This window comes from Microbispora sp. GKU 823 (assembly GCF_002027145.1).
Lineage (GTDB): Bacteria > Actinomycetota > Actinomycetes > Streptosporangiales > Streptosporangiaceae > Microbispora > Microbispora siamensis.
In genome coordinates, this window is record NZ_MWJN01000053.1 from 1 (window position 1) to 11,892 (window position 11,892).

General features: G+C 71.4%; 14 protein-coding genes. 12 read left to right on the forward strand and 2 right to left on the reverse strand.

Annotated elements, in window-relative coordinates; all coding sequences use genetic code 11:
* From B1L11_RS47110 to B1L11_RS25565, 11 genes are all read left to right on the forward strand, one after another.
* On the forward strand, positions 1-693 hold a 693-nt coding region (locus B1L11_RS47110), incomplete at its 5' end, for a hypothetical protein (RefSeq protein WP_179155316.1).
* Between the two features lie 158 nt (positions 694-851).
* The gene (locus tag B1L11_RS25535) at positions 852-1,946 is read left to right on the forward strand and encodes a serine protease (protein WP_079316846.1); all 1,095 of its coding nucleotides are present in this window, start codon (positions 852-854) and stop codon (positions 1,944-1,946) included.
* 109 nt (positions 1,947-2,055) lie between these two features.
* Positions 2,056-2,208: a hypothetical protein gene (locus B1L11_RS47115; RefSeq protein WP_179155317.1), complete on the forward strand. Its 153-nt coding sequence runs from the start codon at positions 2,056-2,058 to the stop codon at positions 2,206-2,208.
* Between the two features lie 107 nt (positions 2,209-2,315).
* Positions 2,316-3,620: an MFS transporter gene (locus tag B1L11_RS25540; RefSeq protein WP_079316848.1), complete on the forward strand. Its 1,305-nt coding sequence runs from the start codon at positions 2,316-2,318 to the stop codon at positions 3,618-3,620.
* Entirely contained in the window at positions 3,613-4,467 is an 855-nt protein-coding gene (locus B1L11_RS25545; protein ID WP_079316850.1) for a tetratricopeptide repeat protein, read from the forward strand. Before B1L11_RS25540 ends, B1L11_RS25545 begins: the two co-directional genes overlap by 8 nt.
* A 112-nt stretch (positions 4,468-4,579) precedes the next feature.
* On the forward strand, positions 4,580-6,751 hold the full coding sequence (locus B1L11_RS25550; RefSeq protein ID WP_079316852.1) for a peptidase domain-containing ABC transporter: 2,172 nt from the start codon (positions 4,580-4,582) through the stop codon (positions 6,749-6,751).
* A 114-nt stretch (positions 6,752-6,865) separates the two neighbouring features.
* Entirely contained in the window at positions 6,866-7,018 is a 153-nt protein-coding gene (locus tag B1L11_RS47120) for a hypothetical protein (protein WP_179155318.1), read from the forward strand.
* Positions 7,019-7,067: 49 nt separating this feature from the next.
* Complete coding sequence (locus B1L11_RS47125) at positions 7,068-7,223, forward strand: hypothetical protein (RefSeq protein WP_179155319.1); 156 nt, start codon at positions 7,068-7,070, stop codon at positions 7,221-7,223.
* A gap of 57 nt (positions 7,224-7,280) precedes the next feature.
* A complete protein-coding gene (locus B1L11_RS25555; protein WP_079316854.1) occupies positions 7,281-8,267 on the forward strand; it encodes an MvdC/MvdD family ATP grasp protein in 987 nt (328 codons plus the stop codon).
* Between the two features lies 1 nt (position 8,268).
* Positions 8,269-9,138: a TIGR04500 family putative peptide maturation system protein gene (locus B1L11_RS25560; RefSeq protein WP_079316856.1), complete on the forward strand. Its 870-nt coding sequence runs from the start codon at positions 8,269-8,271 to the stop codon at positions 9,136-9,138.
* On the forward strand, positions 9,135-9,332 hold the full coding sequence (locus B1L11_RS25565) for a hypothetical protein (protein ID WP_079316858.1): 198 nt from the start codon (positions 9,135-9,137) through the stop codon (positions 9,330-9,332). The genes B1L11_RS25560 and B1L11_RS25565 overlap by 4 nt, the downstream gene beginning before the upstream one ends.
* A 68-nt stretch (positions 9,333-9,400) precedes the next feature.
* Here the strand turns inward: B1L11_RS25565 and B1L11_RS25570 are convergent, their stop codons facing one another.
* Together B1L11_RS25570 and B1L11_RS25575 are read right to left on the reverse strand one after the other, a co-directional pair.
* On the reverse strand, positions 9,401-9,988 hold the full coding sequence (locus B1L11_RS25570) for a GNAT family N-acyltransferase (protein WP_079316860.1): 588 nt from the start codon (positions 9,986-9,988) through the stop codon (positions 9,401-9,403).
* 272 nt (positions 9,989-10,260) lie between these two features.
* Positions 10,261-10,980, reverse strand: coding sequence for a methyltransferase domain-containing protein (locus B1L11_RS25575; RefSeq protein ID WP_256862880.1), 720 nt, complete (start codon positions 10,978-10,980; stop codon positions 10,261-10,263).
* 399 nt (positions 10,981-11,379) lie between these two features.
* Here B1L11_RS25575 and B1L11_RS25580 point away from each other — a divergent pair, with 399 nt between their 5' ends.
* Positions 11,380-11,619, forward strand: a complete 240-nt coding sequence (locus B1L11_RS25580) for a hypothetical protein (protein WP_143737536.1) — start codon at positions 11,380-11,382, stop codon at positions 11,617-11,619.
* Positions 11,620-11,892: the final 273 nt, after the last annotated feature.

The window sequence follows — 11,892 nt, forward strand, 5'->3', positions numbered from 1 at the left end:
CGCCTGCCCCTGCCCTGGCCACGCTTCCAGCACACCCTCTGGCAGGCCAACCGCCTCGCCCTCGACGGCCGATTCGACGAAGCCGGCAAGCTGCGTGACGAGGCCGAATGCCAGGCCGAGCGGGTGGGGGTGTGGCACGCGCGGCCCGCCGTCGCCATGGGCCGTCTCGCGATCCGCTGCCAGCAGGGCGCCATGGCGGATGCCGGACCGCTCATCGAAGCGATCAGCGGCATCCACCCGACCATGGAGCACGACGCTCGCGTCCTGTGCCTGGCCGCGCAGGGACGGGAGGGCGAGGCCCGGGAGCTCGTCCGGGCCGGCTGGCCGTCGCCGCCTCTCGATTGGTCGTGGCTGTCCACGACCTGCCTGCAGGGGGCGGCGCAGGCCGCCGTCGGCGACGCCCCCGCCTGCCACGACACCTACTCCGCGCTGCTGCCCTACAGCGGGCGGATCTCGGCGATCTCCGCCGTGATGTGCATGGGACCGGTCGACTGGTACCTCGCTCTGCTCGCCTCCGCCATGGGCGACCACCTCCGCGCTACCAGGCATCTCTCGGCGCTCGAACAGACCGCGGAGCGAACGGGGCTCATCTGGTGGCGGCACCGGGCGCGGGAGGCGGCGCGTGATCTGCATCGGCATCCGGCCGAGCCGCAGCGGAGATCGTCGCCTGGTGGCACCCGGCCGGGCGCCTGAAGGCCGCCCCGGCCGGTAGGTCGGCGGCGGTTCGCGACAAATCTTCGGGGGCGGCCGCCGAACCCACGACGCGACCGTCCACCGAACCGTCGGGCAAGCCCGCACCGCAGGCACCGGCCGGCCCGCCCCGCTACCTGTCGCCTCAGGACCAGGCCGCCATGGCGCGGCAGGAACCGCTGGTGCGCGCGGCCTCGGCCGTACGCACCGTCGTGGAGCAGGGCGCCGACGACGGATACGCCGGACTGGAGATCAGCGGGGACCGGGTCCTGCTGTGGTGGAAGGGTGCCCCGCCCCCGGCCGTGACCGACACCGCCCGTGCCGCCGGTGTCGCGGTCGAGGTCCGCGCGGCGGAGCATTCCCGCGAGGAGTTGCGGGCGGCCGCCGACCGGCTGTGGCGCTCGTCGGGAGTGGAGCACGGCGGTCAGCTGCAGGCGGTGAAGATAATCTCGGACGGAAGGGGCCTGGAGGCGGCCGTCCGCCCGGGGCGCAAGAGCCCGCTGGCTCCGCTCCCCGAGCTCGGCGTCCCGGTCGACGTCGTCGAGCAGGAGCCGCCCACCCCCACCAGCCGCTGTGACGACGGCGTCCCCTGGTACGGCGGCCTCGCCATCCGTCCCTCGGGGGAGTGGGGCGGGGCCTGCGGCGGCAATGAGAACCTGAGGTACACGTGCACCGGCGGGTTCGGCGTTCATATCGGGTCCACCGAATACCTGCTGACAGCAGGACACTGCGCCACCGTGGGCGAGACCCTGCTCGACGGCGCCGGCCAGTACATCGGCGAAGCCACCCTCAGGCACGCCGAGCACGACCTGGTCCTGGTGCGGACCGACGCGGCGGACCGGATCTGGGACGGCGTCCCCGGCGTCAGCGACTTCACCAAGCCGGTGGTGGGCTGGGTGTGGACCTTCCCCGGTCAGTCGCTGTGCTACTCGGGTGCCACCAGCGGGGCGAACTGCGGCTACACCGTGGTCAAGGACGAGTACACAAAGTTCTGCTACGAGGGCCGGTGCTGGAGCGACCTCATCGCGGCGAAGCGGAAGGGCCGGTTCAGTGTGGCGGGAGGCGACAGCGGAGGCCCGGTCTTCTCCCTGATCAACAACTCCGCCTGGATACAGGCGGCCGGCACCGTCACCGGGACCCTCCAGCAGACCGACCTGCTGGGCAACAAGACAGAGTGGGTCATCTTCCAGGACTTCGGCACCGCTACCAGGGACTGGCCAGGTCTGGACACGATCAATTACCTCGACCCCATGTGACGCCCGCAAGAAAGCACAAGAAATTCGCAAAGGGTCGCTGCACATGATTGGCCGGTCAAAACCGGCGGCTCGCCCTTGCCAGGCGGGCCACACACGCAAGGAGATCCTCATGGCGAACGACGGGCGCAGGAACACCACCACGCGTGGACTGTCCCTCAACCACAACGAGGTGGTGCTCGAGGACGGCAAGGACCTGAACCACAGCGAGGTGGTGCTTCAGGACGGGAGCAACCTGAACCACAACGAGTCCCTCATCGGCTGAACGAGTCCCGGTGATCCGGCGGGGAGTTGACCCGGAAGGCCGCTGACCGAATCAAGGGCCTTCCCGGGACCGGGATCCTGCCTTGGACCGGAAGACAAGGGGAAGAGATGTCATTGCGCCGCATGGTGCCGGGCCTGCCTCGTCAGGCGTGGTGGATACTCACCGGCGACGCGGTGTCCGCTTTCGGTAGCGGCCTGACGCTGCCGTTCTTTCTGGTCTATCTGCATAACGTCCGGGGGATCGAACTCGGCCTGGCCGGGCCGATCCTCTCGGTGATTGCCGTGGCGGGACTCGTCGGAAATCCGTTGGGCGGCCTGCTCACGGACCGTATCGGTCCGCGGCAGGCCGCCGTCGCCGGTCTCGTGGTCGCGGCGGCCGGCACCGTCGGGATGGCCGGTGTGAGGTCCGCCTGGCAGGGTCTCGTGGCGGCCGTGGTGTACGGGCTCGGCGTCGCCGTCACGCTCCCGTCCTTCCAGGCGCTAATCGGGATCTGCGTTCCCAGGGAGCGGCGGTCGCAGATATTCGCCGTGCAGTACGTCATGATGAACGCCGGCTTCAGCGCCGGGGGCCTGCTGGCCGCGGTGCTGGTGAGCGCCTCGGCGCGGAGCTTCGTCACGCTGTATCTGCTGGACGCGGCCACCTTCCTCGCCTTCGCCGCACTGATCGCCCGATCGCCCGGCGGGCGCGTCCCGGGCGTGCGGTCCCCGGCCCCCGGCGAGCGGGGCGGGTATCGCGAACTCCTCTCCGACCGGCTGCTGCTGCGGATCTGTGTGCTGGTGGTCGCGGTCTTCTCCTGCGGCTACGCGCAGTACTACAGCGCCTATCCGGTCTACGCGATGGAGGAGGGCCGGCTCGACGCCGCCGCGTTGCGGCTCACCTTCCTGGCCAACACGGGCACGGTCATCGTCGCCCAGTTCCTGGTGCTGCGCCTGCTGCGGAGCCGGCGCCGTACCCGGGCCTTCGCGCTGTCGGCCGTACTCATGGCCGCCGCGTGGACGGCGGTGCTGTGGGCGGCGGCCGCGGGAGGAGCGGCCGGCATGGCGGGGTTCGCTATCGCGATGGCCCTGTTCGCCGTCGGGGAGACGCTCATGGCCCCCACCGTGCCCGCCATCGTTAACGACCTCGCGCCCGACGCGGCGCGCGGCCGGTACAACGGGGTCTACAGCCTGGCCACCACCCTCGGCTCCATCGCCGGACCTGCGGTCGCCGGCATCGCGCTGTCGGCGGGCCTCGGGGCGGCCCTCTTCGCCGCCATGGCCCTGGCCCTCGGGCTCGTCGCCGTACAGGCGCTGCGGCTGGAGCGGCACCTTCCGGACGCCGTGAACCTGGTCGCGGCGGACGACCGCGCCGCCGGCGAGCGGCACGAAGCAGGCGCAGGAAAGCGGGAGAAAGCAGGCGCAGGAAATGAGTGAGGCCATGGCGGGGGCCGGCACCGGGGCCCAGGCGCTGCTCAGGCTCTCCCGGACCCTGCGCGAGCAGGGCCGGTACCGCGAATGCGACGGTGTGCTGCGGCGTGCGCTGCGGCTCGCGGAGCAGGAGACCGGACCCGGCTCCCTCCTCGTCGCCCACGTGTGCAACGGCCTCGGCGTGCTGCACAAATACACCGGCCGGTTCGAAGAGTCGGAGCGTTTCTACCGCCGCGCTCAGGCGATCGTCGAGGCGAGCGTAGAGCCGGGCCATCGGCTTCTGGCCGACCTTTACCACAACCTCGGCGGGCTCAACCACGCACGGGGCACTCATGCTCAGGGCGAGCCCTTCGCCCGCCGTTCCGTGGAGATCCGGGAACGGATCCACGGCCCCGCCCATCCCGCAGTGGCCGCGGACAAGGCGGCGCTCGCCGCGATCCTGCACGCGCTCGGCGGCAGCGACGAGGCGGAGCGGCTGCTGCTGGACGCTCTGGCCGTGTTGGAAGAAAACTTCGGGCCCGAGGACTACGAGGTCGCCTCGTGTCTGAGCAACCTCGCCGCCATCCGGTACGCCAGGGGCGACCTCGACGGCGCGGAGGCGGGGTACGCCAAAGTGGTCGAACTCAAGGCAAAGAGTCTCGGCGAGACCCATCCCGACCTGGCTGTGCCGCTGCACAACCTGGGAGTCGCCGCCTCCAGACGGGGCCGGGCGGAGGTGGCTGCGGCGGCCTTTCACCGGGCGCTCGCCGTGCTCGGCGACGAGGTCACCGCCGACCATCCCGTACGGCTCGCCTGCCTGCGCGGACTGGACGCCGTCCGCAGGGCGGCGGGGAGCGGGCACGGCGCCGGCTGACCCGGCGCGGGATCACGAGGCGAACGGTCGCCGCGTCCACCGGGGACCGCCGGTGGTGACCGCTCCACGAGTTCACAAGCGGCTTTCAAGCGGGATTCGCAGAGTACGTCGCATGAAAGTCCCGGTGATACTTCAGCACAGCATGGTCGAGTGCGGGGCGGCCTGCCTGGCGATGATCCTCGCCGCACACGGGCGGCGGGTCCCCGCCCGGGTGCTGGCCGAGGAGATGGGGATCGGGCGCGACGGGGCGAACGCGCTCGCCCTGGTCCGCACCGCCCGGGCACACGGGCTGACCACCCGGGCGCTGGCCGTGCCCGCGGCGCGGATGCCCGAGGTGTCGCTTCCCGCGGTCGTCCACTGGCGGCAGAACCATTTCGTGGTCGTCGAACGTGTGACGCGAGGCCGGATCGCGGTCGTCGATCCCGCCGTCGGCCGCTACGGCCTGACACCCGAACAGTTCGCGCACGACTACAGCGGGGCGGCGCTCGTGTTCGCCCCGGGCCCCGGTTTCCAGCGCGGGAGCCTCGGCGAACGGAGCGGCTGGTGGTCGCGACACCTGCGGGGCGTCCTCTCCCGGCACCGGACGACACTGGCCCTGCTGGTGCTGCTCGCCATCCTGATGCAGGCTCTCGGCCTGGTCCTGCCCGCCGTCACCGAATTCGTCGTCGACCGCGTCCTGACCCCGGGGAACGCAGGCGCGCTCTCCGTCGTCGGGCTGGGTCTCGCCGTGACGGTCGCCACACAGGTGGCGGCCGGAGCGGCGCGCGCCTGGGCGCTCGTCTTCCTGCGCACCCGCGTCGACAGCGCCCTGCTCGACGCGGTCGCGCGGCGCCTGCTGTCGCTGCCGTTCCGGTTCTTCGCGCATCGGGGCTCGGCCGACCTCGTCTCCCGCGTGTCCGGTGTGAGCATGCTCAGGGAGATCCTCACCGGCCAGGCGCTGGCCGCCCTGCTCGACGGGCCGCTCGCCGTCGGTTACCTCGTGCTGGTCACCGTACGGTCGCCGCTGCTCGGCGCCGTCCTCATCGCCTTCGCCGCGGCTCAGGTCCTTTCGCTGACGGCCACGCACCGGCACATCAGCGATCTCGTGCACCGGGAGATGGAGGCGCGCACCGGTGCGCAGCGGCAACTCATCGAAAGCATCCGGGGCATCGAGACGATCAAGGCGTCCGGGGCGGAGCCGCGCGTTCTCGACCGCTGGTCGCGGGCGCTCGCGGTTCAGACGCGTCAGGCGGGGGAGAGCGGACTCGCGCAGGGCCTGCAGGACGTCCTTCTCGCCGGGCTGCGGTTCGCCACCCCGCTCACGTTGCTGTGGGCCGGCAGTCAGCAGGTGCTCGCGCACCAGCTCAGCGTCGGCGCCATGCTCGCCCTGCAGGCGCTGGGCGCCGCCACCATCACCCCGCTCGCGTCGCTCACGAACACCCTGCGCGGCCTGCAACTCGCCCGCGTGCACGTCGAGCGGCTGTCGGACATCTGGAACACGGACCCGGAGCCGCAGATCCGCGAGCCCGAGTCCGCACCGGGCGGCGCGCCCGGCGACGTCGCCCCTCACGCGGTCGAGCTACGCGGCGTGGGTTTCCGCTATGGGCCGCAAAGTCCGTGGATCGTGCGCGAACTCGATCTCGCGGTGCGGCCGGGGCAGAAGATCGCGCTGGTCGGCCGGTCCGGGTCCGGGAAGACCACCCTCGCACGGCTGCTGCTCGGGCTGCTGCCCCCTACAGAAGGCGAGATTCTCTACGCCGGGGTACCCGCCTCCCGCTTGGACCCGGGCCGGTTGCGCCGCCGCTTCGGCGTCGTGACCCAGGAGCCGGCTCTGTTCACCGGGTCGATCCTGGACAACATCACGCTGGGAGACCCGGACGCGTCCCTGGAGCGTGTACGTGAAGCGGCCCGGCTGGCGTGCGTCGACGACGACATCGCCGACATGCCCATGGGATGCCACACGATGCTGACCGAGGGCGGCGGCCTGTCCGGCGGGCAGCGCCAACGCCTCGCGCTGGCCCGGGCGCTGCTCGCCCGGCCGGACATCCTCCTGCTGGACGAGGCCACCAGCCATCTCGACACCGGCACGGAGGCGGCGGTCGAGGCGAACCTGAGCATGCTCACGCAGACCCGCATCGTCATCGCGCACCGCCTCAGCACCGTACGGGACGCCGATCTGATCCTCGTGCTCGACGGCGGACGCATCGTCGAGAGGGGGACCCATGACGCGCTGGTCCGCCACGGTGGCTTCTACGCCCGCCTCGTCGAAGCGCAACTCGACGCAGGCTTCCGGTTTCCGGCCTGAGAGCTGCGTCTCTTCGGCCGTCAAGTGACGACATTTCGTCTCAGGTCCTTTCAAGCCATCGGCAAGTCCGCCCGGACACGATCTGCCGCAACCCGGAAGAAGGGAGGGAACGACATGAAGAACGGGCGTACCGAGCTTCGGGACATCACCGCCCTCGGCGCGGAGCTGGACGAGAGCCTGCTCGTCGGCATCAGCGGCGGCATGCTGCCCAACGGGGCCACGAGCCTCTGCGGCGTGGTGGTGCACACCGACGACTGGTGGTGCTAGAACCGCCGCCCACCCGGCGACGGAATCCCGAACAGGAAAGGAGTAAACGATGAGGTTGACCACCGAACTCGCTGACATCAGCGCCCTGGGCGCCGAGCTGAACGAGGAGCACCTGCTCGGCATCGCCGGCGGGCAGCTGTACGAGGAGCAGAAGACAGGCTGCTACACCGACAACAGCTGCGCGTACGACGACATCCTCATCTGATCGTGTGCGGGGGCGTCGCGCGCCGGCGCCCCCGCCACCGCAGGACGAAGGGATCCCATGTCCTCCCCGCATGTCCTCGTCCTCACCGGAGAGGACGACCCGCATGCCGATCGGGTCCGCGCGCTGCTCGCCGGCCGGGGTGCCCGCGTCACCGTCTTCAACCCCGAAGACTTCCCCGTCTCCGTACGCGCGGACCTCGCCTATGAAGCCGGCGGCCTCGTCCGCAGGCACCTGCTCGGCGCGGGCGAGACGATCGACCTCGACGCGCTCACCGCGCTGTGGTGGCGCCGCCCGAGACGTCCCGCGCCGCACCCGGAGATCACCGATCCGGTCGTCGCGGCGTACACCGCCGAGGAATGCCACAGCCTGACGACGGGCCTGTGGGAGAGCCTCGCCTGCCGGCAACTGCCCGGACGGGAGTCGGTCTTCCGCCGGGCCGGGCACAAGCCCGCCCAGCTCGCCGTCGCGGCCGAACTCGGCTTCCTGGTCCCGGAGACCGTGATCACCACGGAGCCGGAGACGTTCCTCGACTTCTACGAGCGGCACGACGGCCGCGTCATCACCAAGCCGCTGCACATTCCGTGGGTCTCCGGGGTCGCGGGTCACCTCACCCTGAACCGCCTGTGCGAGCCGGTCTCCTCTCGCGACGTCGCCTACGCGGACGGTCTGAGGTTCTGTCCGGTCATCGTCCAGGAGCGGATCCCCAAGCGCGTCGAGCTGAGGATCACCATCGTCGGGCGCCGGATCTTCGCGGCCGAGATCCACTCTCAGGTGGCCAACCGATCCGCGCTCGACTGGCGGCGGTACGACACCCAGGTCACGCCCTACCGGGAGCACCGGCTGCCGGACGAGGTGGCCGCCCGCTGCCTGGCGCTGATGGACCGCCTCGACCTGGCGTACGGCGCGATCGACGTGATCCTCACCCCCGACGGCCGTCACGTCTTCCTCGAGATCAATCCCAATGCCCAGTGGCTGTGGATCGAGAACATGACCGGCCAGCCGATCAGCCAGGCGATCTGCGACTACCTGTACGAAGGACCGTGACATGCCCCTACCCGACCGTCTGCTGCCCGACGCCCTCGCCTGCCTCCGCCGGATCGCCGACATGGCACCCGGCCCGGCCAAGGAGGAGCTGGCCGGGCTCCGCCGGCGGCATCCCGGCGTGCGGATGCGCCTGGTCTGGGAGCGCGACGCGCCCGGCGGGAGCTACCACTACGACTTGCTCGTCACGACCGCAGGAGGCACCGTCTCCCTCGCCTTCGCCCCGGACCGCGCGCTTCCCTGGCCGCTGCGCGGCAGTCACCACACGAGCGAACAGGTCCTGCTCCGTGTCAACGGCATGGAGGTCACGATGGAGCACGCCGTGGCCGTGCTCGACGTGCTGTGGACCGATCCCTCCCTCGCGGCCCGGCTGGTCGACGCCAGCCTCGTCGAGCAGGAGCTGGCACTCGACCCGGTCGAGCTTCCGGCTGCCGAGCTCCAGCAGGCCCTCGACGCGTTCCGGCGGGCGAGGGGTCTGCTGACCGTGGAGGCCACGCGGGAGTGGATGGCCGAGCGTGGGCTCGACCACGGGCGTCTCGAGGAGGTGGTCGCCGCCGAGGCCGCCGTGGCGCGGCTGCGTGCCCGGGTGGCCGGTGACCGTGTGGAGGAGGTGTTCGCGGCCTCGCCGGGTGACTACGACCGGCTGAGCGTGCTCGCGCTGCGTTACCCGGACCCGGCGGCGGCCCGGGAGGGGCCGTACGGCTCGCCGGCGCGGGACCCGGCGAGGACGCGCTCGCCCTGGCCGCCCGGGAGGCCCTCGAGCACGGAGCGCGAGGCGAGGTGCGGCTCGCGTACCGAGGTGACCTCGGCCCCCGGGCCGCCACCGCCCGGGCGGGCGACCTGCTGGGGCCGTCCGGGCACGAGCCGTCCGTGACCCGCGTCCTCGAGGCGCGGCCCGCCGCGCTCGACGGCCCGACCCGCGGGGAGATCGAGAAACGGATCTTCGAGCAGTGGCTGGCCGGACGGCGTCGCGAGGCCGGAATCGAATGGATGTGGGGGACGGCGCCGCGCACGGACGCCCTCACACGGGCCCTGCGCCGGCAGGCCCCCGACGCCGTCGGCGTGTGACACGCACGAAGACGCCGCCGCCGCACCGCTTCGGTGCGCCGGCCGGCGTCCCGTTGTCGGGGCCGGCGCTACGCCACCGGGAAGCTCTCCCGGCCGAGACGGATCCGGGCGAGCTCTTCGGTCACGGCCGGGGCGACCTGCGCGGCGAGCGCGGAGTGATCGCTCATAAGCCGCTCCGGCCGGCAGGCCAGCAGCTTGACCACGTCGCCCACCTCCGGCAGCGGGTGCCGGTTCGGCGAGGCCTCCCAGAAGCCGAAGTGGCGGAGGATCGCGTCCTGTCCCGCGACCGTCCCGGCCAGCACCCAGATCAGGCGGCGCTCCAGCTGCTGCGCCAGGAGGTTGCTGGCGACGACGAGGAGCTGCCCGATCTTCCGGCCGCGATGGCCCGGGTGGACGACCCAGCGGGCGCCCTCCAGGACATCCGTGCGCCGGAGTCGCTCCGAGCTCAGCAGGCGCGTCGCTCCCGGCTCGTCGAGCGCGACGACCCTGCTCGGAGTGAGCAGTTCGACGGGTGCGAGCCGGGCCGAGGCGATCAGCTCTCCCGTCGAACGCAGCCGGGCCAGGAGGTGGTAGGCGTGACCGTCGTGCTCGTCGGCGTCGTCGAACCCTCCGTCCTCCGTCCGGAAGTGCGGAAACCGGCCGTTCTCGTAGATCACTTCACCGCGGAACGATCTGATCTCGCGTTGCCACGGTTCCGATCCGAAGGACGAGCTGCGGGAAGTCGGTGGCTGGATTTCGAGACGTACCGTCTCCAAGAGATATGCGTCTGTTGTGTCGTTTCGCATGACGTGCCTCTCCCGATGGCCGTGAATGGGCGTCCGTCCGCCGGCGCGCGAGTGACCGTGCGTGCCCGTACGCCTGCGGAGTGATGGCAGCGGTGCTGAGCGGGATCGCGGCCGGGCTCAACCGGGGAAGAGCCCGTGGCCCGCTAGTCCTGGAAGGGCCGGGTCGCGACGGCCACGTATACGGGCATGGCCATCAGGAAGTGGCCGCGCATGTCGGCCAGGGCGAGGCCGTCGAACCACGCGTCCCGGTCGTCCTCCGCGACCAGGGCGGCCTGCCGCCGGTCGAGGACGGGGATGACGGACGCGGCGTCCGCCAGGCCGGTGGACACGGCGTGAACCGAGCGCACCACCGGATCGACGAGGCCGGCCTCCACGAGGCGGCGGCGCAGCGTGCGGCCGGCGGCCGGCTGACGCACCTTCAGCTGAAAGGCCTCCAGGACCCGCGCCGTGAGGGCCTCGTCCACTCCGTCGACGACCAGCGCGCCCCAGTCGACGTCGAGGAGGCAGACCCGCCCCCCGGGCGCCGCCGCCCGCGCCAGCGATCCGGCCGCCGCCGCGGGATCGGGAACGTGCTGCAGCACCCGCTCGCACCACACCACGTCGAATTCGTCGCGGTAGCCGAGGGACGCCACGTCGGCGACCTCGTACTTCACCGCCGCGTCCGCCGGCATGGCGGGGTCCCTGTCCCGTGCCGCCGCCACCATGGCGGGATTCAGGTCGACGGCGTTGACGGACCCGGCCGGCCCGACCATCGAGGCGAAGGCTCTCGACATCTCGCCGAGTCCGCAACCGACGTCCAGCACCCGGCTGCCGGACGCCACGGACAGCATGCCCACGGCTGTGGCGCGTACCGCCCGTATCACCGGGTGCTGGGCGACCTGCGCAAGGTAGGTCTCCGCCGCTTCCTGCTGCGCGACGTCGGGCTTCCTTGAAATACCTTGTCGCCGGCGGGCATTACACGCCGCCGATCATGCGCGGGTTGAACCGGAAATACATGAATCCTCCTACGCCGATGCCGTTGAAATGGGCGAAAGCGTCTGAATGGAAGCGCTCCGGCTCCCAGAATGTCCGTTTCTTCTTGGGAAACGCATGAGCTGCCTTGTGCGTCCTGCGAAGAAATCGCCTGCCGGTTTCGCCCAGGAGACGCAAGACGGTTCAAGAACCCTTCAAGGCCACCCCGCCGGAATGCGGCCGGCGGCCGGCGCGGGAAGGGAGGCTTTCGTCCTCGGGCGAGTCGGTTCTGCCGCACGGTGATCGCGCCGGTGAGAACCCGGCCATCCCCCGGCGGACGCCGTCCACGCGTCGTGGTTGCGGGTCTGCTGCCGCGGCCCTCGCGGCACGGGTTCGCCGCGGCCGAGATGCTCGCCCGCACCCGTGAGGTCTACGCCGACAGCGTGCGGACCCTCGACTTCCTCGCCGGCCCCTCGGCCAACCCGGTCATCGCCGCAGGACGAAAGCGCTCGGGGGATGGGCCGGGTGACAGGAGGGCGGCCCCGGCCTGAGTCTCCTCGGTCGCAAGTTGTCTCAAGGGAGCGGCAAGAGGCGGCCGGACACTCATGGTCGACCACTTTCATCTCTGCGTATCCGGGGCCCCGCGGCCCCGAGGGGCCGCCCATGTTCATGCCGGAAGCACAACCGTTCCCATTCCCCGTACGGGTCCTTCGACGGCCCGTCATGCGCCGACGGATTCGGCGTTCCGCAGTCTGAGGATTTCCTCTCGGCAAGCTGCCCGCAACGGGATTTCATCGGACCGTGAAGGGCTTGCCCGCATATTC

Excerpts from the sequence above, each read along its gene's own strand:
- B1L11_RS47125 (WP_179155319.1), top strand. The coding sequence starts at position 7,068 with ATGAGGTTGACCACCGAACTCGCTGACATCAGCGCCCTGGGCGCCGAG.
- B1L11_RS47115 (WP_179155317.1), top strand. The coding sequence starts at position 2,056 with ATGGCGAACGACGGGCGCAGGAACACCACCACGCGTGGACTGTCCCTC.
- B1L11_RS25545 (WP_079316850.1), top strand. The coding sequence starts at position 3,613 with ATGAGTGAGGCCATGGCGGGGGCCGGCACCGGGGCCCAGGCGCTGCTC.
- B1L11_RS25535 (WP_079316846.1), top strand. The coding sequence starts at position 852 with ATGGCGCGGCAGGAACCGCTGGTGCGCGCGGCCTCGGCCGTACGCACC.
- B1L11_RS25555 (WP_079316854.1), top strand. The coding sequence starts at position 7,281 with ATGTCCTCCCCGCATGTCCTCGTCCTCACCGGAGAGGACGACCCGCAT.
- B1L11_RS25540 (WP_079316848.1), top strand. The coding sequence starts at position 2,316 with ATGTCATTGCGCCGCATGGTGCCGGGCCTGCCTCGTCAGGCGTGGTGG.
- B1L11_RS25550 (WP_079316852.1), top strand. The coding sequence starts at position 4,580 with ATGAAAGTCCCGGTGATACTTCAGCACAGCATGGTCGAGTGCGGGGCG.
- B1L11_RS47120 (WP_179155318.1), top strand. The coding sequence starts at position 6,866 with ATGAAGAACGGGCGTACCGAGCTTCGGGACATCACCGCCCTCGGCGCG.
- B1L11_RS25560 (WP_079316856.1), top strand. The coding sequence starts at position 8,269 with ATGCCCCTACCCGACCGTCTGCTGCCCGACGCCCTCGCCTGCCTCCGC.